Origin of the sequence: Desulfomicrobium orale DSM 12838, assembly GCF_001553625.1 — a bacterium.
Lineage (GTDB): Bacteria > Desulfobacterota > Desulfovibrionia > Desulfovibrionales > Desulfomicrobiaceae > Desulfomicrobium > Desulfomicrobium orale.
The window spans coordinates 413268-436402 of the sequence record NZ_CP014230.1 but is presented as its reverse complement, the minus strand read 5'-3'; the positions used below and the strand labels follow the sequence as shown (position 1 = coordinate 436402).

Annotated in this window: 15 protein-coding genes, 2 tRNA genes and 1 pseudogene; 9 read left to right on the top strand and 9 right to left on the bottom strand. The window is 59.5% G+C overall.

Annotated features, from left to right (window positions below):
* Window positions 1-4: 4 nt before the first annotated feature.
* The 4 genes from lysS to AXF15_RS01945 all read right to left on the bottom strand — a co-directional run bounded on the left by lysS (window position 5) and on the right by AXF15_RS01945 (window position 4515).
* Window positions 5-1513 (bottom strand): lysine--tRNA ligase, encoded by a 1509-nt coding sequence (gene lysS / locus AXF15_RS01960; RefSeq protein ID WP_066602600.1) that lies wholly within the window; start codon window positions 1511-1513, stop codon window positions 5-7.
* Between the two features lie 97 nt (window positions 1514-1610).
* Window positions 1611-2039 (bottom strand): acyl-CoA thioesterase, encoded by a 429-nt coding sequence (locus AXF15_RS01955; RefSeq protein ID WP_066602598.1) that lies wholly within the window; start codon window positions 2037-2039, stop codon window positions 1611-1613.
* Entirely contained in the window at window positions 2036-3223 is a 1188-nt protein-coding gene (locus tag AXF15_RS01950) for a cofactor-independent phosphoglycerate mutase (RefSeq protein ID WP_066602594.1), read from the bottom strand. Before AXF15_RS01950 ends, AXF15_RS01955 begins: the two co-directional genes overlap by 4 nt.
* Entirely contained in the window at window positions 3223-4515 is a 1293-nt protein-coding gene (locus AXF15_RS01945) for a homoserine dehydrogenase (protein ID WP_066602591.1), read from the bottom strand. Before AXF15_RS01945 ends, AXF15_RS01950 begins: the two co-directional genes overlap by 1 nt.
* Window positions 4516-4672: 157 nt before the next feature.
* On the opposite strand from AXF15_RS01945, the gene AXF15_RS01940 reads away from it, so the two are divergent.
* The 7 genes and pseudogenes from AXF15_RS01940 to AXF15_RS13930 all read left to right on the top strand — a co-directional run.
* Window positions 4673-4768 (top strand) — tRNA-Ser (locus AXF15_RS01940).
* 6 nt (window positions 4769-4774) lie between these two features.
* A tRNA-Ser gene (locus AXF15_RS01935) sits at window positions 4775-4865 on the top strand.
* 300 nt (window positions 4866-5165) lie between these two features.
* Window positions 5166-5932 (top strand): IS5 family transposase gene (locus AXF15_RS13235; RefSeq protein WP_236884799.1). Its coding sequence is split into 2 segments (ribosomal slippage): window positions 5166-5499 and window positions 5499-5932, totalling 768 coding nucleotides; the frame shifts between segments, so codons are not numbered across the junction.
* A 28-nt stretch (window positions 5933-5960) separates the two neighbouring features.
* Window positions 5961-7067 carry a tyrosine-type recombinase/integrase gene (locus AXF15_RS01920; protein ID WP_083517799.1) on the top strand — a complete coding sequence of 369 codons (1107 nt, stop codon included), beginning with the start codon at window positions 5961-5963 and terminating at the stop codon, window positions 7065-7067.
* 321 nt (window positions 7068-7388) lie between these two features.
* Window positions 7389-8651 (top strand): LPD3 domain-containing protein, encoded by a 1263-nt coding sequence (locus tag AXF15_RS01915; RefSeq protein ID WP_066602581.1) that lies wholly within the window; start codon window positions 7389-7391, stop codon window positions 8649-8651.
* 23 nt (window positions 8652-8674) lie between these two features.
* Window positions 8675-9874, top strand: a complete 1200-nt coding sequence (locus tag AXF15_RS01910) for an IS4 family transposase (RefSeq protein ID WP_236884758.1) — start codon at window positions 8675-8677, stop codon at window positions 9872-9874.
* Between the two features lie 14 nt (window positions 9875-9888).
* Window positions 9889-10023: pseudogene (locus AXF15_RS13930) on the top strand (IS5/IS1182 family transposase); the annotation flags it as partial.
* Here AXF15_RS13930 and AXF15_RS01905 read toward each other — a convergent pair.
* Together AXF15_RS01905 and AXF15_RS01900 are read right to left on the bottom strand one after the other, a co-directional pair.
* The gene (locus tag AXF15_RS01905; RefSeq protein ID WP_066602570.1) at window positions 9989-10618 is read right to left on the bottom strand and encodes an HMG-box domain-containing protein; all 630 of its coding nucleotides are present in this window, start codon (window positions 10616-10618) and stop codon (window positions 9989-9991) included. The pseudogene AXF15_RS13930 and the gene AXF15_RS01905 sit on opposite strands and share 35 nt — an antisense overlap.
* Window positions 10619-10628: 10 nt before the next feature.
* Window positions 10629-11828, bottom strand: coding sequence for an IS4 family transposase (locus tag AXF15_RS01900; RefSeq protein WP_236884760.1), 1200 nt, complete (start codon window positions 11826-11828; stop codon window positions 10629-10631).
* 73 nt (window positions 11829-11901) lie between these two features.
* Between AXF15_RS01900 and AXF15_RS01895 the strand changes: the two genes are divergently transcribed.
* Window positions 11902-14868: an ADP-ribosyltransferase-containing protein gene (locus AXF15_RS01895; RefSeq protein ID WP_066602567.1), complete on the top strand. Its 2967-nt coding sequence runs from the start codon at window positions 11902-11904 to the stop codon at window positions 14866-14868.
* A gap of 97 nt (window positions 14869-14965) precedes the next feature.
* Entirely contained in the window at window positions 14966-15643 is a 678-nt protein-coding gene (locus AXF15_RS01890; protein WP_066602561.1) for an IS1595-like element ISDeor1 family transposase, read from the top strand.
* A gap of 180 nt (window positions 15644-15823) precedes the next feature.
* Here the strand turns inward: AXF15_RS01890 and recB are convergent, their stop codons facing one another.
* Genes recB through AXF15_RS01875 form a run of 3 tightly spaced genes read right to left on the bottom strand, consistent with a single transcriptional unit; the run spans window position 15824 to window position 23069 of the window.
* Window positions 15824-19300 carry an exodeoxyribonuclease V subunit beta gene (gene recB, locus AXF15_RS01885; protein ID WP_066602559.1) on the bottom strand — a complete coding sequence of 1159 codons (3477 nt, stop codon included), beginning with the start codon at window positions 19298-19300 and terminating at the stop codon, window positions 15824-15826.
* Complete coding sequence (gene recC / locus AXF15_RS01880; protein ID WP_066602557.1) at window positions 19290-22526, bottom strand: exodeoxyribonuclease V subunit gamma; 3237 nt, start codon at window positions 22524-22526, stop codon at window positions 19290-19292. Before recC ends, recB begins: the two co-directional genes overlap by 11 nt.
* 6 nt (window positions 22527-22532) lie before the next feature.
* A complete protein-coding gene (locus tag AXF15_RS01875) occupies window positions 22533-23069 on the bottom strand; it encodes an HD domain-containing protein (RefSeq protein WP_066602555.1) in 537 nt (178 codons plus the stop codon).
* Between the last annotated feature and the right edge of the window lie 66 nt (window positions 23070-23135).

Below are 23135 nucleotides of genomic sequence, written 5' to 3'. Positions count from 1 at the left end.
GTCTTCAACCGGCGATTTCGGGCCGGAGCAGCGGGAACAGGATCACTTCCCGGATGGAGGGCGAATCCGTGAGCAGCATGACCAGCCGGTCGATGCCGATACCCTGCCCGGCGGCCGGAGGCATGCCGTATTCCAGCGCACGGATGTAATCCTCGTCCATGGAGTGGGCCTCGTCGTCGCCGGAGGCTTTTTCCCGGACCTGCTCCTCGAAACGGCCGCGCTGGTCGGCCGGGTCGTTCAGTTCCGAAAAGGCGTTGGCCATTTCCTGGCCGCAGATGAAGAGTTCAAAGCGGTCCGTGATGTCCGGGTTGAGGTCGTTCCGTCGCGAAAGCGGTGAAATGTCCGTCGGGTAGTGGTAGATGAAATGCGGCTGGATGAGCTTGGGCTCCACCAGATTGTCGAAAATTTTGGCCTGCAGCTTGCCCAGCTTTTCGTCGTCGCGCACGGTTTCGCCGAGTTTCTGGACCAGCGTCCGGCATTTGCCATAGTCTGTATAGACGTTCGGAGCCACCCCGCCGATTTTCTCAAGGGACTCGTGAAAAGGCATGCGCACCCAGCCATCCTGCATGTCGATGGCGTTGCCCTGATATTCCACTACCGGGCTTCCGTTAACGGCCAGGGCCAGGGTGCGAAACATTTCCTCGGTCAGATCCATAAGGTCGGCGAATGCGGCATAGGCCCAGTAGAACTCGACCATGGTGAATTCGGGGTTGTGCCGGGTGTCGATGCCTTCGTTGCGGAAATTGCGGTTGATCTCGTAGACCCGGTCGAATCCGCCGACCAGCAGTCGCTTCAGGTAGAGCTCCGGCGCGATACGCAGATAGAGCTCCATGTCCAGCGCGTTGTGATGGGTCTTGAACGGCTTGGCTGTGGCTCCACCGGCAATGGGCTGCATCATGGGTGTTTCCACTTCCATGAAATGCCGTTCGTTCAGGAAGGTGCGGATGAACTGGATGATGGCCGTACGCTTGCGGAAGATTTCCCGGGCGCGGTCGTTGACCAGAAGGTCCACATAGCGCTGCCGGTAGCGGGTCTCCACGTCCTTCAGACCGTGGTATTTTTCGGGGAGCGGACGCATGGACTTGGACAGCAGGCGGACCTGAACGGCCTTGACGGTCAGTTCGCCGGTCTTGGTGCGGAACAGCGTCCCGGTGACGCCGACGATGTCGCCGATCTCGAATTTCTTGAAGAGGGAATACGCCTCGGCACCCAGATCGTCCCGCTGGGCATAGACCTGGATTCTGCCGGTGGCGTCCTGGATGTGGAAAAAAGTGGCCTTGCCAAAAGACCGGAGGGCCATGATCCGGCCGCTCAGGGCGAAGGTCTGTCCTTCCCGGAGGAGGACCTCTTCGTCCTTTTCCCCGTGCGTTTCCAGCACACCGGCGATCTCGCCGGACGGACGGAAGTCGTTGGGGTAGAGAGGGATGCCCGCGTCGAGCAGAAACTGGGCCTTTTCCTTGCGGTGGCGCAGCAGTTGCTTCTCGGAAGGAGCGTTGGCTTGGTCTTGCGTCAAAAGAAATCTCCATGCTGCCGGATGAAGCGTCGGGGGAGCGCAGAGAAATATGGGCAATCCCGTCCGCCGTCAAGGCAATCCCGTCCGGCGGCGGCCTTCATTCCTGTTCGTCCAGAAGCGCGGCGAACCATTCCGGAATCCGCACCGGCCGCCCCTGGGCGTTGACCACGGCGTGCTGGGTAAAACCTCTGGTCAGAACCGTGCGCCTGTCGGGTCGGGTGATTTCATAGACAAAGGACAGGCTGGCCCTGGTCCGGCCGGACAGGGCGGTGTGGATATGGATGACCTCGTCGTAGCGGGCCGGAGCCAGATAGCGGCAGCTGGCCTCGCGCACGGGCAGGAAAATGCCCTGTTCCTCCACGGCGGAGTAGCCAAGGCCCAGATTGCGGATCAGCTCGCTTCGGCCCCGTTCGAAGAAATGGAGGTAGTTGGCGTAGTAGACCACGCCCATGGCGTCGGTTTCGCCGTAGGACACGCGGTGTTCGAGCCAGCATGACGGCTCGGGCAGGATTGCGCCGGAAGTCATGGCCGTGCTCCCAGAACCAGAGCCATGAGTTCCCGGCCGGAAGACAGAAAAAGGCCGGTTCCGGCCGCCGAGGCTTCGTCAAAGGTTGACGGCCCGCCGGTGCGGGCGTCCCGTGTGGCGTGGATCAGGAATGGCACCGGATCTTCGGTGTGGGTGCGGCGTGCGACCGGAGTGAAATGGTCGCAGGTGACCACGATGACGGCATCGGTTCCGGCCGTGGCTTCGATGGCCGGGGCCACGATGCGCTCGTCGAAGAGTTCGATGGCCTGTTTTTTGAGCTCCGCGTCGCCCATGTGGCCGCATTCGTCCGGCGCTTCCACGTGCACATACACAAAATCGCCACGGTCCAGAAAATCGAGGGCCGCGTGGATTTTTCCGTCGTAGTTGGTGTCGATGAGCCCGGTGACGCCGTCCACGTGCAGAACGTCCATGCCCGCGGCCCGCCCCAGCCCTTTGACCAGATCCACCGCCGAGACCACGGCCCCGCGCAGGCCGGATTTTTCCCTGAAATCCGGCAGGCTGAGCGGCCGTCCCTGCCCCCACGGCCAGACGGCGTTGGCTTTGGGGTGCAGTCCGCTCAGCAGGGCGTGGGCCTGACCCATGAACCGGGCCAGTTCCGGAAACGCGGAGAAAGCATCCAGATCCTGGCCGATGCTCTGGTCCAGCAGGTCGTGGGGAGGGTTTACGGCCAGCCGGGCCGCAGGTGTTTTGGCTCCGTTTTTCTGGATGAGCAGATGCCGGTACTGGATGCCTGTCACGGGCAGAAAGTCGCTGCCGCGGGCCAGTTCCGCGAGTTTTTCCAGCAAGGGCGCGGCGTCGGCCGTGGAGATGTGCCCCGAGGAATAGTCCCGCATGACGCCCTCCGGAGACCATTCTGACACGGACACCAGATTCATGCGCCAGACCAGATCGTCCGGGTCCAGATCAAGACCCTGGGCGGCGGCCTCGATGGGCCCCCGGCCGGTGTGGTGAACCGCCGGATCGTAGCCCAAAAGCGCCATGTTGGCGACATCCGAGCCCGGAGGCATGCCCTCGGGCACCGTCCGGCACAGGCCGCACCGGGATCTGGCCGCCAGAAAGTCCATGGCGGGCGTATGCGCGGCCCGCAGAGTGGTTCGGCCGCCCAGACTTTCCAGAGGCCAGCCCCCCATGCCGTCGCCCACAAGAAAGAGTATTTTGGACATCAGATGATCCTGTAGTGCACGGGTGAAGCCAGCACGAAATCGAATTTTCCGATGGCTTCCAGAGCCGCCGCGACATTGCGCATGGAGGTGCGGTGGCTGAGAAAGACAATGGGTATGCCCGCGTCGGGCGAGTATTGCCGCTGCACTACCTGGGCGATGCTGATGCCGTGCTCGCCCATGACCCCGGCGATGGCGGCCATGACGCCGGGCCGGTCCAGCACGGTGAAGCGGAAGTAGTGCTCGAACACGGCCTGCTCCGGAGCGAGAATCCGGGCCGGAGGCAGCGGGGATTCGAGAAAGCCGGTATTGTTGGGCGAGCAGCTGCTCCGGGCCAGGGCCAGGATGTCCGCCAGCACGGCGCTGCCCGTGGGCAGGTCTCCCGCTCCCTGACCGTAAAGCATGATCGGCCCCACGGCGTTTCCTTCCAGCAATACGGCGTTGAAGGGGCCTTCCACATTGGCCAGGATGTGATCCCGGCGCAAAAGGGCCGGATAGACGCCCGCGTGCAGCATGCCGGATTCTTCGCGGACCTGGGCCAGAAGCTTGACGCGGTAGCCGAACTCCCGGGCCAGAGAGATGTCGAACTGCTCGACCTTGGAGATGCCTTTCACGGTCAGTCCGCTCATGGGAAAATCCAGACCGTAGGCCAGCCGGATGAGGATGGTCAGCTTGTGGGCGGCGTCGATGCCTTCGATGTCCAGAGTGGGATCGGCCTCGGCGTAGCCCTTGGCCTGCGCCTTGCCCAGAACCTTCGCGAAGTCCTCTCCTTTTTCGGTCATTTCGGACATGATGAAGTTGGCCGTTCCGTTCAGGATGCCGGTGATGGAGCTGATCCTGTTGGCGGCCAGGCTCTCCTTCAGGGTCTGGATGATGGGAATGCCCCCGGCCACACTGGCTTCGTAATAAAGGCCCAGCCCGTTGGCGGCGGCCAGCTCGAAAAGCTCGGAGCCGTGCTCGGCGAGAAGGGCCTTGTTGGCCGTGACCACCGGCTTTCCGGCTTGCAGGGCGCGCGTAATCAGGGTGCGCGGAAAATCGATGCCTCCGGCCAGTTCCACCACCATGTCGATTTCAGGATCGTTCAGCAGGTCGTCCATACTGGTGGTGAACAGCGTGTCCGGCGGCAGGACGACATTTCTGGCCTTGGCGGGGTCGCGGACCATGACGGTCTTGATCTTGAGCGTGCGGCCCAGCCGCCGGGTGATCCAGTCGCTGTTTTCCTGTATGATCTTGGCCAGCCCCGATCCGACGGTGCCAAGACCGGCCAGACCGAGATGAATGACGGGATTGTTCACGATGCCTCCGGACTCTGAGGGACGGAATGGTTGGGGTCGAGTGAAGGCAGTGCTTCTAGCCGGTTACGCGGGCGTCTGTCAAAATGCGGAAAGGCCGGAAGGGTATTTTGAGTTGACGGTCCGCAGGCGTTCAGATAGTGGTCCTTCCTCACTGAACGGAGAGGTGGCCGAGCTAGGCTGAAGGCGCTCGCCTGCTAAGCGAGTATAGGGGCTTAAACCTCTATCGAGGGTTCAAATCCCTCCCTCTCCGCCAGTTCCCGGAGGGTTGGCAGAGCTGGTTGATTGCACCGGTCTTGAAAACCGGCATACCTTCACGGGTATCTGGGGTTCGAATCCCTAACCCTCCGCCAAGACATAAAATAACAGATGCCGCCGAGTGCTGATAAGTGCCCGGCGGCTCTTTGTTTTCAAGGGTTTCGTCCTCCGGGCAGTGCTTTTGCTTGCCGCTTGATGCCGTTGACAGCCAAGATTTTTCAGGGGTAACTTTCAGGGTAACACGAGATACCCCAGCGTCAGGTTACCCCAATGCCCCTTACCGATACCAGAATCAAAACAGCGGAGCAGGCAGAAAAGCCGTATAAGCTCTAGGCTCAGGCCTCATTAATTGTAAAAATCAGAAAAGTTGGTTAGTTGTGCTCAGGGAGGACGCCATGAGCCAACTGTTCTACCTTTCTGCCGAACAACTCGAACGTATCAAGCCCTTCTTTCCACGTTCACATGGTATTCCGCGGGTCGATGACCGGAAAGTCATCAGCGGCATCATTTATGTCATCAAACATGGTCTGCAATGGAAAGATGCACCGCGTGAGTATGGCCCGTATAAAACGCTGTACAATCGCTTTTTGCGCTGGAGCCGGATGGGCGTCTTCAACAATATTTTTACCGAATTGGCAAAAACAGCGGGACAGGATGGCCAGGTGATGATCGATGCAACCCACCTCAAGGCGCATCGAACCGCCGCAAGCTTGCTCAAAAAGGGGCTCTTTCCCGCTGCATCGGACGCACGAAGGGCGGTCTGAACTCCAAACTCCATGCCCTTTGCGACGGCCACGGCAGGCCTTTGGCCATGAAGCTCACGGCAGGCCAGGTAAGCGACTACAAAGGAGCCACCCTGCTTATGGATGCCATAGATGCTTTGCCTGAGGCCAGGGAGCTGCTGGCGGACCGTGGTTACGACGCCGACTGGTTCCGTGACGCTCTGCGCGCCAGAGGCATTACGCCCTGCATCCCGCCCAGAAGGAGCCGGAAGAGACCCTGCCCGTACGATAACGATCTGTATAAACAGCGGCACAAGATCGAGATCATGTTTGGCAGGATCAAGGACTGGCGCAGAATTGCCATGCGTTATGACCGCTGCGCGCATACCTTCTTTTCAGCTCTGTGCCTCGCGGCTTCCGTCATTTTCTATCTCAATTAATGAGGCCTGAACCTACGACGCTCTTGGCCTGTATCTGGAAATTCCTCCATCCGGATCAAAACGGTGGCGGCTGAAGTATCGAATTGGGGGCCGGGAAAAGCTGCTGAGCCTGGGGCTTTATCCGGACGTGTCCCTGAAGCAGGCGCGAGAGAGGCGAGACGAGGCGCGGAAGCTGCTTGCCGCCGGGATTGACCCGATCCAGGAGCGCCGGGCTGCCGCGGCTGCCGCTTTGACGTTTCGGGATGTAGCGGAGGAGTGGCTTGCAAAGAGGCGGGACGGATTGTCGGCGCGACATAATGCGACCATTATCCAGAGACTGAACGGGAATGCCTACCCGTATATTGGGCGGATGCCCATCAAGGACATTGCCCCTACAGACGTGTTGGCGATGATCCGGGTTATTGAAAAGCGGGGGGCGTTGGAGGCGGCCAGGAGAACGCTTGGAATCTGCTCAATGGTTTTTCGCTTCGGGGTCGCGTCCGGGTATATCGGCAGCGATCCGTGCCGAGACCTGAAGGGCGCTCTTGAGCCTTCCCGGCCAGGGCGGTTTGCGGCGATCACGGACAAGACATCCGCAGGGCAGCTCATGCTCGCCATAGACGCCTATTCCGGCTCGCCATTGGTGCGTATGGCCTTGCAGTTTATGGCGCTGACGTTTGTCAGGTCCGGAGAATTGCGGGGTTGCGTCTGGGGGGAAATTGATTGGGAAGAACGCCTCTGGCTTATTCCTGCGAAGCGGATGAAGGGACGGCGGGAGCACATTGTGCCGTTGTCACGGCAGGCAATGGCGGTTCTGGAAGAGGCAAGGCTGTTTTCCGGGGAGAGGGATTACGTTTTTCAAAGTATGCGACCACGGAAGGATGTGCCGCTTTCGGAAAATACCCTGTTGCTCGCGATCAGGGCGCTTGGCTACGACAAGGACACCATGACCCCGCACGGTTTCCGGGCAATGGCATCGAGCCTGTTGAACGAGCAGGGCTGGCGTCCGGATGTTATCGAACGCCAGCTTGCCCATGTTGAAAAGAACAAGGTCCGCCTCGCATATAACCGGGCCGAGTATCTCACTGAACGGCGTGAGATGATGCAGTTTTGGGCTGACTTTCTTGACCAGCTCCGGGCCAGTTCCCGGAAGTGAACTGCTGCACATCCGATGACCTCCAGAATGTCCTGCGCCCATATTTGACCGGGGCGGGTGCCTTCCCGTCCTTGACCCATTGCCGCCAGGTGGATGAGGCGACAGGGACAACGGAAAGCACATCAGAAAGACTCAACAAGCGTTCGTTCATCTTGATCCTCCAGACGTATCCGCCAAGCGGATGGATAAAAAAAGCCCTCTTTTGAGGGTCTTGGTTGGTTGGGATGGTAGGACTTGTGCCTTACATTTGCTGCATAAGTACTTGTTGTGCGACATCCATCATGAGTCCTCGTCGATGGCCGGTGTAGATGAGGGAAGGGAATGAACCGGCTTTGCCGCGATAGCCGAACCCATCCGCTCCTGCACAAACGCAATGATATCCGGAAGCCACTCCCTGGGCAGATCGGCCGCATGGTGGCCGCAGTGCGCCGTGCGTTACGGAAGATATTCCCCGACCTGAAGCTCTCCAATGCCGAGATTCTGGAGATTGTGGCGAAGGCCAAGCGGGCTGTCGTGGAGGGAGGGGGCCGTCAGAATACGGAAACCACCCAGACGAGGATGAGCAGGGCTGTCAGCGAGGAGGATGTCGCCAGAGTGCTTGAGATGGCCACAGTGCCGCGTTCTGCGAAGACGCTGGCGGAAGCAAGGGCTATTGTTCGGGCGTTTCCAGACAGGGACTTTGTTAATTCTTCAACAGGTCTGCGTGCCACTATCTCACTGACAAATCTGACGAAGATGGTCAGTGAGAGCGCCGTCAGGAAGTCTGTCTCTCCTGCCGTTCATGCCCAGGCTGTGGCGAATGTGGATGTATTATTTGAGCGGGCGCTGCACGAAGGAGCATATCCAGACCGGCATAATGACCCGAACATTGCGGCGATCCATCGTTTTTATGCTCCGATGCTGTCCGACGGCGGCTTATTGCAGGTAAAGCTGACGGTAAAGGAGTTGAAACGGGCCGATCAGGGGAATCGGGTTTATTCTGTCGAGGCAATGGAAATACAAGAACCCGCAAGGAACTGGAAGGACTCGACTGTAGCTGAAAAGCTCCCGACTTCCTTCCCACATGCGGGTTCTTTCGACCAAGAGATAGTGACACAGTGGGCTCAAGTCAATCGGAGGAAAGACCTGCGCTTCTCTCAGAATCTGCCCCAGCCAGATAACGCCGAGACGGAATCCGCTCACCAGTACCGCGAAGCCGAACGGGCCTATGGCGGGCGTGCGGCCTATGACAAGGCCAAGGCTGACGGCCGTACCAAGCTGACTTACGGCCAGTGGGTGCAGGTGCGGACACCGAACTTCAAAAAATGGTTCGGGGATTGGGAGGCGGTGGCAAACCGCAAGTTTTTGGATGGCTCGCCAATCAGCGTTTTGACAGGGGAGGAGTTCAAGCCTGATGGCGTCCCGCTGACCCAGAAAGTGCCGCGCTGGTACGCCGAGAACGGGTATTCTTCAGTGAACGTTGATGGCATTGGCCCTGTGGCGCTGGATGCCGTGGCGGTGAAGCACAGCTTGGGACACGGTATCGGCCGAGACAAGGCGACGGCGTTTGCTGCTGTGCCTCATTGCTGTCCGGCTAAGGGATAAGAAAAGAGTCCAAAATCTCAGCGATGTGTGGTAAAAGAAATCACCACAACATCTTGCCACACAAGGAGATTCTGGACTTGAGTCACCATAATACACTATTCTCCCAGACGCTATCTCTGATTCCCAGACATGTTTTTCAGAAACTCGAAAGACGGCACAAAACCGGGCGCTCGTCGCGTCAATTCGGTTTCAAGGAGCAGTTCACGGTCATGGCCTTCATCCAGCTTGCCGCAAGACGTTCCATGCGCGATGGCCTGCGCTGCCTTGAGGCTGCGGGAAACCGCCTGTATCACTGGGGACTGAAAAACGTGGCCCGCTCGACCTTTGCTGACGCGAACAATTCTCGCCCCGTAGGCTTTTTCAAGGATCTGTTCGCCGAGATGTACGGCCTGTGCGCCGCAAAAGCCCCGAAGCACAAATTCCGTTTCAAATCCAAATTGTTCAGTCTGGACGCCACCACCATAAAGCTTTGCCTGTCGCTTTTTCCCTGGGCCTCGTTTCGGCAGGCCAAGGGCGGCGTCAAAGTACATACCTTGCTGGATCACGATGGCCATATCCCGGCTTTCGCAACCGTCACCGACGCCAAAACCCATGAAAGCCGCATAGCTCAGGCTATGGAGTTGCCCAGGGGCTCCATCGTGGTCTTTGACAAGGGCTTCATCAGCTATCCCTGGTTTCGGATCCTCGGGGCAAAGGGTGTCTTTTTTGTGACCCGGCTCAAGCGCAACGCCGTTTTCAAACTCCTGGAGCGCCGCCTCGTGAATCGCAAGACCGGCGTTACTTCCGATCACATCATTGAAGTCTCCAGCCGGGGAAAATCCTTACGCTTGCGCCGTATCGGCTATCGTGACCAGGAAACCGGGAAACACTACGAATTTTTGACCAACCATTTCCGGCTTTCGGCGAAAACCATCGCCGACATCTATAAAGACCGCTGGCAAATCGAGCTCTTCTTCAAGGAAATCAAACAAAATTTGCGCATAAAGACCTTCGTCGGCAACTCGGAAAATGCGGTTCTGATCCAGATTTACACGGCCCTGACGGTTTACCTGCTCCTCGCGTACCAGAAATTCCTCAGCCGTCTCGGACTCTCCGTACAGCAACTCTTCCAGCTCATTCAACTCAACCTGCTCGGCGAGGCCTCCTTGGATGAACTCCTGAATCCCAGACGACGAAAATTCGATAATTCATATAACTTCACACTGTTAGATTGCATCGCTTAGCCGGACAGCAATGACGGCACCTGGTCGAGAACGCCTTTCTTCACCTCAAGAGATGGCGTGGCATCGCCACGCGTTATGCAAAACGAAGCCTCTCCTTCCTTGCCGCCGTGCAAATCAGGTGTATCTCGTTGTGGGCAGAAATAATTTGACGGCACTGCCTAGATCGTCGGCCCTATCATTCTCTCCACTCTGCCTGGCGCGATCAATTTGTTTCAAAGCTGCATATCTCTCATGAGCGGGCAGTATTTTTTCCACCTCTTTATATTTGGCCTTATACTCATCAAATATCAGTTGCTGCTCCTTTTCATAAGCCTGCTTTTCTTCTGCGGACAATGTGCGATTTGGGTTTATATATTCAACTCCGCCGGTCGTCCCGTGATACACCACCAGCGGTTCGCCCGTTTCCGGGTCAACCACCTTCGAGACGGAAGAGGGGTTGACGCCATAGACGTTTTGCAGCACAGTACGAATAACTCCAGCACCGGCTGCATCGGCTCGCTTCCCAGCTTTGGCTGCAACAGCACCGACCTTGAAGTCAGACTGCTGGAGTTTTTCTCTTAGCGCCACCTCGTGGACATACATTCGGCGCGCATTGTCGTCAGACTTCACGAGTACATCCATCACAAACGGCCGACCCGCAATCTCAATGGGTGCGGCAACATGGTAGACCATGCCGCCTGTGCTTGCGCGCATCGCCTCGCGGTGAATAATTCGACCGTCGCGCAAAACATCAGGCACAGCCATTGCTGTCCGGCTAAGCGATGTAATCTAACAGTTTGAAGTTATATGAATTATCGAATTTTCGTCGTCTGGGATTCAGGAGTTCATCCAAGGATGCCTCGCCGAGCAGGTTGAGTTGAATGAGCTGGAAGAGTTGCTGTACGGAGAGTCCGAGACGGCTGAGGAATTTCTGGTACGCGAGGAGCAGGTAAACCGTCAGGGCCGTGTAAATCTGGATCAGGACAGCGTTTTCCGAGTTGCCGACGAAGGTCTTTATGCGCAAATTTTGTTTGATTTCCTTGAAGAAGAGCTCGATTTGCCAGCGGTCTTTATAGATGTCGGCGATGGTTTTCGCCGAAAGCCGGAAATGGTTGGTCAAAAATTCGTAGTGTTTCCCGGTTTCCTGGTCACGATAGCCGATACGGCGCAAGCGTAAGGATTTTCCCCGGCTGGAGACTTCAATGATGTGATCGGAAGTAACGCCGGTCTTGCGATTCACGAGGCGGCGCTCCAGGAGTTTGAAAACGGCGTTGCGCTTGAGCCGGGTCACAAAAAAGACGCCCTTTGCCCCGAGGATCCGAAACCAGGGATAGCTGATGAAGCCCTTGTCAAAGACCACGATGGAGCCCCTGGGCAACTCCATAGCCTGAGCTATGCGGCTTTCATGGGTTTTGGCGTCGGTGACGGTTGCGAAAGCCGGGATATGGCCATCGTGATCCAGCAAGGTATGTACTTTGACGCCGCCCTTGGCCTGCCGAAACGAGGCCCAGGGAAAAAGCGACAGGCAAAGCTTTATGGTGGTGGCGTCCAGACTGAACAATTTGGATTTGAAACGGAATTTGTGCTTCGGGGCTTTTGCGGCGCACAGGCCGTACATCTCGGCGAACAGATCCTTGAAAAAGCCTACGGGGCGAGAATTGTTCGCGTCAGCAAAGGTCGAGCGGGCCACGTTTTTCAGTCCCCAGTGATACAGGCGGTTTCCCGCAGCCTCAAGGCAGCGCAGGCCATCGCGCATGGAACGTCTTGCGGCAAGCTGGATGAAGGCCATGACCGTGAACTGCTCCTTGAAACCGAATTGACGCGACGAGCGCCCGGTTTTGTGCCGTCTTTCGAGTTTCTGAAAAACATGTCTGGGAATCAGAGATAGCGTCTGGGAGAATAGTGTATTATGGTGACTCAAGTCCAGAATCTCCTTGTGTGGCAAGATGTTGTGGTGATTTCTTTTACCACACATCGCTGAGATTTTGGACTCTTTTCTTATCCCTTAGCCGGACAGCAATGGACGACACTATCTAGAGGCGGACCTAATGGAAAGACACAGCCTGCAAGTAGAAGCAACAGCGAAGCTCGTGGCAGAACGTGAGGCCAAAAGCGCTGTTGTTGAAAAAAAGTATGGGCAAGGTTTGCCACTTCAATCTCGTGTCATTGAGTTCCAGCTTGAGGATAATGCCTTTGATATTGGCCGCAGTAAAGATATAGGAGTGCATTTCGCTACAAATCGTGCTGTTTCAGAAAAGTTTTCAAATCGTCTAAGCGGCGGGAAAGTATTTGAAGTTTTTCTGAACATCCGTGATCTGCACAGAGTAAATGATTTATTCTCAAGATACCATGGGCTTAGGAGTGCTCTCAATGAAATGTATAATGAGGGGCTTGTCACTGACTCACAGTACCGTTCATTGGCCGCACGGGCGCAAAGAGCAGACAGAAAGGATTTAGAAGACGAACGATATTGGGGCGAACTCAAAGACGTTACTTCTTTTTGGGGGAAGCTGAACGGTATCCTGCAAAAGAAAAAAGGGCTGGGCTTTGTTTACAACAATGAGGTGGAAGGAGGTGGGTGGTCATATGTGGCCCTGCAGCCCACCCAGATCAAGTCAGCCACGAAAAACAGCGGGGTGTTCGACCCGGAGAATCCGGATATTCGGTTCTCACGGAAGCGGCTTGCCCAGAGCAAGCAAAATGCCGCCTCCTTTTCTGCCGGGGGCCGGGTTATTGCCCCGGTCTTGGCAGGGGAGACGGCGCGGAAGGATGGTGCGGCCGCAAATCTGTCTGGAAACACTCCAAGTGATGTTGGCGGTCCGTCCTCTGGTGATTCAAGATTGCGTGAGCGCTCTTCCAATGTCAACTCCCCAGCTTCCGGAAAAATGGAGGGCGTTCGGAATAAAAAAGGCCTACTCTGGGAAAGGGCGCAGACCAATCATCGCAAAACGACCCCTAGCGCGGTCTCGGGCCGGAGCAAGCCTAGTAATGCCAACATAGATACTTCAGGGGTAGACAGCAAGAGAGAGCGGCTTTCGCTCACGGGGCGAGCGCTGCTTGCCCCGAACGGCAATCCTTCCAGCCTGACGCCGGAGCAGCACGCCGAGGTCCGCACGCCGGAGTTCAAGGCATGGGCTGGAGACTGGGAAGCAGTAGCCGGTCAAGAGATGGAGAGAAAGAAGGGCGAGACCGCTCTTGATGCTTTATTACAAAACAAGACTGGTGAAGTAGAAGCAATGTCTCGACCTGGACTGGGACAGGTTGTGTTTATCTATGGCACTCCTGGAAGACTGAACACCAAGGGACGGCTTGTTGGCGGTGGTGGAGTCGCTCATATGATCGAGCAGCGCAATCTTGAAGGGAAGGATGGAGAGTTTATCGCCCGAAAAATGCCTGAGGTCATTGCACATGGCGAGGTGACCGCTATTCAGGGTGAAGGGACTAGTGGCGAGCGTGTTCGCATTGTCCATGACGGACATACTGCGGTGCTGTCGTTGTATCAGAATGGTTCGCGTAAGACGTGGCTTTTGAGCGGGTGGGAAAACGAAGGTGGCGGCGCAGGGGTTAACCCCGCCACCGCCTACGCTTCTGACGGTTCTGGTATCTCCCGTCAGAAGGGAGCTTCTTCTGATAAAAGAATAAGCTTGAACGCCCATGTGGTCAAGCCTTCTTCTATTTCCGTCCGTCTGGACAAGAATGGCGAGCCGCTGGTGCGGGATGGCCAGTACGAAAATTCCCGTACAGGGGAAAAACGTGATGTTGGGAGTTTCGTGCATGGCGCGCCAACCCGCTTCAAGCGCTCTGCGCCCGCTGCGAAAACCACCCCGAAAAACGCTGGAAAGTCCGGCAGCTTTGAACACATCTTCGACCGGATGCGGGTGCTTTTTCAGGACCAGTTCCTTCCGGTGAAACGGGTGCAGGAGCTTTTGCAAAGCCAGGGCAGGAAGATGGACCCGGACGCGGACGCATATCTGGCGGAAGAGCGTTACCACGGCCGGGCCGGGTACCGCCTGGAGAAGTTCCAGGAAGATCACGTCGCCCCGCTCATGGAGAAGATCAGGGATTCCGGGACAAGCATCCTGGAGTTGGAGGACTACCTCTACGCCAAATACGCGCCGCAGCGGAACGCGCACATCGCCAGTATCAATCCGAAGATGCCTGATGGCGGATCGGGCCGGACGAACAAGTGGGCGGCGGACACGCTGGCCCGCTTCGAGAAGGAAGGTAAAACCGCGAAGCTGGAGGCCCTGGCCAAGGATGTTCGGGCCATCACCAAGATGCAGCGGGACACCATCCGCAAGGAAGGGCTGGAGGATGATGAAGTCATCGATGCGTGGGAGTTGGCGAATCCTGACTATGTTCCCCTGAAGGGCAAGGCCGACGATCAGGGGCATGGCCGGGCGATAGGCACTGGCTTCAACGTCAAGGGATCGGGGACGAAGCGTGCGCTTGGCCGCTCCACTCCCGCCACGGACATTCTGGCAAACCTGATCGCTCAGACCGGGGATACGCTTGTGCGGGCGGAAAAGGCCCGCGTCGGGCGTGCTTTTTACCGCATGGTGGAAGAGAACCCGGACGCGGATCGCTGGATCATTCACGAACAGTTACCGAGCCGCAGGGCGATGGTGAATGGACAGGTCAGGAACGTGACGGACTTCTCGTTCCCGATGGAACCCAATGTGATCACCGTGACCCTTCCTGGTGGAGGCGTGCGGTATATCGAGCTGTTCGACAAGGACCTGGCGGCGGCCATGAAGAATGTTGGTGCCCAGCAATTACATGGCTGGGCGGTGAGGACAATGGCCTTCGCCACGCGATATTTGGCGACTGTCAGCACATCCCTTAGTCCCGACTTTGTTGTGAACAACTTCATGCGGGATATTCAGATGGCAATGATCAACATTGCCGGAGAAAAAAGCACGGATGTTGCGAAAAGGGTTGGAAAGAGCGTCCCCGGAGCCATGAAGGGCATTATTATATCTTCTACACATTCTCTCCAATTATCTGAAGACTGATCGTCTAAAACAATAATAGCAATTTCCATTGCGCACATTTTTTGATCAAATATGCTAGGCTCTAGACCATCAGGCTATCGTCTGATAGGCTAGAAAAATGTTTGAAAACAGCAGGTTGAGTCGATACAAAGTCGGAAAAATCATTGAATGCTTTTGCATCGACATTGACGCTGCCAGAACCGCTCTGCTCCTGAAGTTGAACAGAAAGACCGTGAACAGGTACTTTCTGGCCTTCAGGCGGTTGATTTATCTCCACCAAGTATCCAAAAAAGAGCAAATACTCGGTGTGGTTGAGGTTGATGAAAGTTTTTTTGGCCCCGCCCGGGTTCGTGGGCGGCCAGGCCCCCGAAAAAGGGGACGGGGCACGCTTAAACAACCGGTCTTTGGCATCTATGAGCGTGATGGAGCCGTTTACACAGAGCTGGTCACGGACTGCCCGGTCAAAACGCTTCAAGCCATCATCAGGGGCAAGGTTTCGCCTGAGAGCATTATCCATTCCGACTGCTGGAAAGGCTATGACGGACTGGTGGACGTGGGGTACGACAAACATTTCCGCATCAACAAATCCAGACACTTTGCGGAAAAATCGGTCCACATCAACGGCATCGAAGCATTCTGGAGCCTTACAAAACGCCGCCTGGCAAAGTTTAACGGTGTGAAGCAGAATTTCGAGCTCCACCTCAAGGAGTGTGAATGGCGCTACAATCGAGCGCTGCCACAACTCCTCGCCAGCCTCAAACTTTTGGTGGCAAAGAACAAAGACCTGATGGTCTAGAGCCTATGCTATTTAAACATTTGCCTCTGTAAATACAGAGGCAGAGTTTAAATGAACAACTTTTATATTACGAGGCAAGAGTATCATAATTTTACACATTACTTTGTAAAGTTAAAATTTATATAATAATCCGGAATTACTGCTCTAAATGGGTATCGGTCTACCCCACAAATCCCATGCTTACGGCTCTACCGGATCGTCGAAGAGCGCATCGCCCAGAGCCGCGAGAAACTCCGGCTCCGGTCGGTCGGCGTAGACGCCTTGGCCTGGCCGGGCCGGGTCCACACCGCGCAGAAACACGTAGCGCGCGCCTCCAAAGTGTTCCTCGTAGCGGTATCCGGGCATCCGCAGGGACAGGTAGCGGTCCAGGGCCAGACAGTACAGGTGGCATTGCAGAAAATAATGGTGCTCCGTCATGGTCTGGCGCATGGTCTGAGGCGTGTAGTGGCGCGCCGTGGGGCCGAGCCAGTTGGACTTCCAGTCCACCAGATAGAACCGCCCTTTGTGCCGGACCGCCAGGTCGATGAAGCCCGTCATGAAACCCTGACGCGGCTCGAAATGCAGCCGCTCCATGTGTGTGGCCAACTCCCGGGGTTGCTCCGGGGCATGACGGCGGTACACCCGGAGCAGATCCTCACGGGTCACGGGACGCAGCGGGAAGAGAAATTCCAGTTCCACCAGTCGTTCGGCCATGCCGGACAAACGAAAGCCGCCCAGATCGGCATCGAGGACCCGCGCGGCCATGTCTTCCACCGCAGGCTTCCAGACAGGGTCCATGCCGAACTGGTCCAGAGCCTGGTCCACGGCCGGGGAGACGCTCTCCGGACGGCTGAAATCCATGAGCTCAAAAACGCGGTGCAGGCAGGAGCCCGCCGTGGCTCCACGCGGGAACCCGGCCATGGGGTCGTCCGCATCCGCTTCCTCGAAGGCGTCTTCGGCGTCGGTGTCATCCAGGCCGGGGTGCGGAGCCGGCCCCGGAGATCTGGTCAGGCCGGAAAAGCTGGTCAGGCCAAAGGAGGGCGGGAGATGTCTGGTCCACGGCCGGGGTGCGAGATCATCCTCCGGGCCGGCCTGACGCGAAACGGGCCGGGCTTCTGTCTGCGGCAGATCCGCCACCTCGATTTCCGGGCCGGACAGGGCACAGAGGTCTTCGAGCATGTCCTGTTCGGAAATGGTTCTCCAGCCGGGGGCCTCATTTCCGACAGTCCTGTGCCCGTGAAACAGCCAGGCCGGACCGGATGTTTCAGCCGTTTTGAACCGCCCCCAGACCATATAGCAGTGGCTGGCGGCCCTGGTCAGAGCCACGTAGGTCAGACGGATCAGCTCGGCCCGGGCCTCCAGCAGAGCGTTTTCCCGGCGGCGCGAAAATTCTTCGGAGCCCAGATCCAGCACCAGGCCCCGCTCGTGAGTCAGAATCTGTCCGTCGCCGGTTTTGGCCTGCCCATACAGGAACGGGCAGAAAACCACGGGATATTCCAGCCCCTTGCTCTTGTGGATTGTCACGATGTGTACGGCGTCCCGGTCCGAGTCCAGACGCAGTTGCGATTCCTCCGTCAGCGGCAAAGCCGTCTGCCGGGCGAACCACCGGGTCAGCGACGGCAAGGACGCGCGGGTTTCGCGCTCGCGGGCGTGCAGAATTTCCAGGCAGTGCAGCACGTTGGTCATGCGCCGCTCTCCGCCGGGCAGACCCAGCAGGCGCGGCCGCACGCCGGTCTCGCCAAGCATGCGGGTCATGGCCGCCATGACGCCCTGTTTTCCGGCCAGCTCCCGCCAGCGGCTCATGCGATCTTCCCATTCTTCCAGCAGCCGGGGTTCGGCGTCCAGCAGACGCAAATCCGCCGCATCAAGCCCCATGAGGACCGTGCTCAGAGCCGTACGCAGGACAGTCTGCCCGCGGCTTTCCGACAATGCCCGCAGCAGGGCCAGAATTTCCAGGGCTTCGGGCGTGTCGAAAACCGAGGCCGGTTGGTGCAGCACGCTGTGCACGCCGCATGTACGCAGAGCCTGGTGCACGAGATCGCCCTGGCGGTTGGTCTCCACCAGTACAGCCATGTCCGCGGCACGCAGGGGACTGTCGCCCAGAAGCGCTCTCCCCTGCTCCGCCGCCCGCAACAGACGCGATATCTCGGCGGCCACGGCCCGGCAGATGAGCGGCTGCGCTTCGGTCTGCGACAGAGGCTTTTCACCGCGAGGCACCCAGATGGTCAGAGCCGGAGTTTCCCGGCTGTCCTCGATCAGGGGGCAGGCGCGCGGTCCGTCCGGCCAATGCACGGGAGCGTAAGCGATGTCCGGATTCAGAAACGGATTTTCGGGGCGTTCGAAAATGCGGTTCACGGCCCGGATCAGTTCCGGGGTGGAACGATGGTTCGTGCCGAGGGCCACCTTGCGGCCGCAGGACTTTCCCGCCCGCAGGTAGGTGTGCAGGTCCGCGCCCCGGAAGGAATAGATGGCCTGCTTGGGGTCGCCGATCAGAAACAGGGGCAGATCCCGGAACAGCGTGGAAAAAATGGCATATTGCAGGCCGTCCGTATCCTGAAATTCATCGATGAGGGCGGCCCGGTAGGGGGCGGCCCGCACGAAGCCTCCGTCGTCCACGGCCCGCCGCATGGCGCGGATCAGGTCGTCGAAGCCCTGGATGTTCCGCTCCGCCTTGCGCCGCTCCAGATCCTCGTCCAGCCCGGCCAGAAAATCCCGGCACAGGCAGGCGCAGAACCGTTCCAGCAGCGGCATCAGTTCCCGTCCGCGTTGCAGCAGTTCGCCGACGAGATGGAAAACCGGATGATCGGGAGGTTCCGCGCCCTTTCTGGTCATGGAAGCCATATACTCCGGCGTCAGTTCCTCCAATTTATCGGCCAGTTTCAGGCCGGGCGCGGCGGCATAGGCATCGAGGACGGCCAGCCGTTTTTCCAGCCGATCGGGCCCGCTCATGTTCGCCTTGAGAGCCGTGTGCCCGAAGAGTTCGGCGCGGACGGCCTCGCGCGAGGCGGGCCAGAGAGCGGCCAGCCGTTCTGCCACCATGCTGAAGGCTTCTTCCGCCTCGTGCACATCCGGCGCCGGATCCTGCGGTTCCAACCGCGGCCCCTGGACCAGAAAAGGCAGAGAAGCGAGTTCCGTCAGGCGCTTTACGGTCACGCTCCCGCGCACGAAAGCGCCGGTCATGCCCTCCAGAGGCAGCACGCGGCGCCGCCAGAAATCCAGGCAGGCCTGGCGGACAAGGCCGGACAGATCGGGTTCGAGCTTCGTATCGAACAGATTGCCGGACTCGAAGCCTCCACGGGTCAGCGTGTGGCGGCAGAATCCGTGGATGGTGAATATCCGGGCCAGATCGAAATTCCGCAGGGCCCCGCGCAGCAGTGCCCCCGCATCCGTATCCCCGTATGTCTCCCGCAGCCAGGCCAGAAACGGATCGCCCGTCTCCCCTCCTTCCAGAACCCGCGCCGCTTCGGCCAGCCGTTTGCGGATGCGGCCGCGCAGCTCTTCCGTGGCCGCTTTGGTGAAGGTGACCACCAGGATCTGATCCACGGGCAGGCGTTTCTCCAGCAGCAGGCGCAGAAAAAGACTGGTCAGGACGTAGGTCTTGCCCGTTCCGGCGCTTGCCTCCACCAGAGTCGCGCCATCCAGAGGCGCGGTGCGCGGGTCCAGAATCTCACGGATCACGATCGCCTCCAAGCAGCGGGCCGTACACGGCTTCGGTCACGGCCGCGAAGGCTTCCCAGTCGGGTTCGGCGTCCCGGTATGCGGCGCGCAGGAACGGGTCTTCCCGCTCGGCGCGGGTGGAATAGCCCCCCAGCCAGTCTTTCCGGGCCTCGTTCAGAGCGCTTTCCATATCGCCGTTTTTCGCGTCGAAGCGTCTGCGGGCGTAAATCAGGGACGCGCGGGGAAAAAGAGGCAGCGGCGCGCTCATGCCCGACATTCGCAGCCGGACCAGATCCCGCAGGATGCGCGCGGCCTGCTCCTTAGACACCTCCGGGGCCGTGAAAATGTCATCTCTGGCCACATGGACCGATGCGGCGGAAAGCCCGGCAGCCCCGGCCGCCAGATGGCGGACCCAGAGCCGGAGCATGTCCGCCCCTTTGAGTTTGACGGCCCGGAAGGCGACCATGCGCCACCCCGCTCCGCCCGCCAGCAGGGGCAGTCTGGCCGTTATCCGGCATGTACCCAGATCGAGCGCCAAATCGTGGAAAACAGGCTTTTCCCCGCCCTGCTCCATCCGTATCCGGGCGGCCTGATCGCTGACCTGGGCATACATTTCCCGGATGGCCTCCTGTCCGGCCGGGCCGGGCGGCAGGCCCTGTCCGGCGCGCAGCCGCTCCCGCACGGCGGATTCCGGCGGATTTCCGGCCAGCATGAAATTCAGCAGGTCCTGATTCAGGCCGAACCCGTCCAGACCGTCCGGCACGGCCAGCGGTTCTTCATCCGGAATTTCCCCGTCCGGCATGGCAGGCCGTACCCCCAGGGTGCGGAGCAGGCAGCGCACGGGGTGACTCAGAAAATCTTCCAGCTCGCCCAGAGAAATCTCCGGGCAGGAAGCCGGCCAGACCTCCGGGAACGCATCCGCCGGAAAAAAGGGCCGGGACACGGGCTGGCCGCACAAGGCCCTGGCTCCCCGGCAGTTCTGTTCGGAAAAGGAAAAAAGAGGGCTGCCGGAGCGGAAATAGTCGGGATGAAAGCCCTGCAGCCGGTGGCGAGTGACCAGAGCCTCGGACGGCAGCCAGCCGGACACCCGGGCGCGGCTGTCCAGATAATCCAGAAGTTCGGACACCAGTACCGACGGGGGCGACTCGCTGTTGTCCCTGGGAGAAAGGCCGGGATAGGTCAGAATGAGGGCGTCCCGCGCGGAGATCAGGCTTTCCAGAAACAGGTACCTGTCGTCGTCGCGCAGGCTGCGGTCTCCGGGGCGGGGCGAGGCGGCCATGAGATCGAACCCGGGGCGGGTATCCTGACGCGGAAAGCCCGTGGAGGACAGCCCGGCCAGGCAGATGACCCGAAACGGAATGGCCCGCATGGGACGCAGACCGCAAAAGGTCAGCCCCGAACTCAGAAAGCCGCCCTCGGCCGGAGCCGCGTCCAGCCTCTCGCGCAGCAGGTGCAGCATGGCCCGGCTGTCCACAATGATTTCCGGCGCGCCGACGCTCATGGCCTGGACCAGAGCCGTGACGGACTGGCGCAGGCCGCACAGGACATCCACCGTGTCCCTGTCCCGGGGGAAGAAGGTGTCCAGCATCCACAGCAGGCGCTGCCGCCATTCTCCAGCCCCGGCCGGGATACCCAGAAAATCCCGCATCTGGCGGAGCTGGTCCAGAAAGGCCGCAAGACGCCCCAGCAGTTCCTGATCGTCTCCGCCGAGGGGCCCCAGCGGGGAAACTCCCCGCACCGGCAAGCCGCCGGGGCCGGTCATGTATCCCAAAAAGAGCCGGGCCAGCCCCTGTTCCCAGGTGTTCTGAGGGTAGAGGACGCCTCCGGTTTGGGACTGAAAGTCCGGATCCGCGCCCCAGCGGATTCTGGCCTCGTCCACCCATTCCCTGATGCGCGAAACATCCGTTTCGTCCAGCTGAAGCGCCTGGCGGATGGCCGGAGCTTCCAGCAGATCCAGCACGGCCGTGGCCTCGAAACGGGAGAGGCCGAATTCCAGAAGTTCCAGCAGGAGACGGGCGTGGGTCTGCGTCTGGGACGGTCTGCGGTCGGCCATGGAAAAAGGCAGGAAACGGGACGGGTCCTCGGGCGCGCCGAACACGGTCTGGATGAAAGGCGCGTAGAGGTCCATGTCCGGGGCCATGATCAGTATGTCCCGCGGGGTCAGGGTTTCGTCGCGCTGCAGACGGTCCAGAATGATGTCCTGAAGCGTCTCCATTTCACGCATGGGGCTGTGGCAGCAGTGAACCTGAATGGATTCGCCGTCCAGATCGGGCAGGGAGCCCGGCACGGGCGAAAGCTCCAGAAGATCCTGCTGGACGTGCTCCAGCAGCGTGCGCGGGGCGGAGAAATCCCGGTACAGCGGCATTTCCTCCACGCCGCCGGCGGCCAGCAGATCGTGAAAGTCCCGCCCAAGCGCGCCCAGTCCGGCCAGAGGGTTTTCGACCTCCTCCTGCGGCGGTACGCCGTGCTCAGTCAGTAAGCGGTACTCCCGCAGGCGTTCCCGCTGTCCGGGCAAATCGCCCCAGTACTGGCGGGACGGGCTGAGCAGAAACATGTGCACGGGAACATGTTCGGCCAGAGCCAGCAGAAGATCCAGATACGCGGGCGGCAGGGTGGAAATGCCGAACACGGACAGGCGCGGCGGCAGGACGGCGGGTTTTTGCCGCAGCGCCTCCATGACCCGCCGCAGCAGGGCCGCACGATGCTCCTGTTCGCGGCCTTTGGCCGTTTCCCGCCACAGGACGGCCTGCCAGGCTTCCGCGCCGGGGTCGCCGTGCGTTTCCCCGCAGGTCCGGCCGGACTCCCAGAGGGCCGCCCAGCGGGGACGAAAGATCAGATACTGATCGAAATGGAAGGCGATTTTCCGGGCGAGCTGAATCAGCTTGAGCGTGTCCGCGCCGTCCAGATAGCGTCTGACCGACGCGAATTCCGGCCTGTCGGCCAGACCGGGCAGAAGGCTCGCCACGCGCCAGAGCATCCGTTCCTGAGACAGAGGGTATTCCTCGGGCAGGCCGGGCAGGAGGGCGCGGGCCAGATCGTAGGCAAAAGCGACGGGAAAGGGAAAACGGGCATTGGCCCAGACGCCGTGTTCGCGGGCCAGCTGCATGGACACCCAGCGCTGCATGCCCGCGGACTGGACCAGAATGGTCTCGGGACGCATGGGATCGAGGGGCTCGGCCGTGACCTGGGCCAGCACGAGCGCCAGATGTTCCAGACGATTCGAGGTGTACAGGAAAAAATGGCGCATGGCCGTCTAGGCCAGGCCCACGTCGCCCTCGATCCGCGCGACGGCCTCGATGGCCAGGGTCAGAAACTCGTTCAGCTCCAGCCCCAGGTGTTCGCACTCGCCGATGGTCCGGCGGCAGACCGTGGCCGCAAAGGCCTTGTCCTTCATCTTCTTGCGCAGACTTTTGGCCTCCATGCCGCGCAGGCGCGTGGGCCGGACCAGGGCGGCGGCATGGATCAGGCCGGTCACCGTCTCCCCGCAGCGCAGGGCGAAATCCAGCACGGTCCGGGGCTGGCTGCCGTTCATGTCATTATGGCGGCTGATGGCCAGAAGGGCTTCCTCGGGCATCTGTCCGGCCAGCCGTGCGGCGGTCTCCAGCCCATGTCTCTGGGGGAGGTCCCTGGTTTCGGGATAATCCAGATCGTGCAGCAGCCCGGTCAGCCCCCAGAGTTCGGGGTCGTGCCCCAGACGCAGGGCCAGAGCGCGCAAGACGGCTTCCGTTTCCAGGGAATGAACCAGCATGGAATCGTCTATCAGGGCCAGAGCGGCGGCGCGGTCAAGCATGTGTGCTCCTTGGAATCCGCCCGGAAAACGGGCAGGCAGGATCGCTTTCCGGAAAGAGATGCGGCG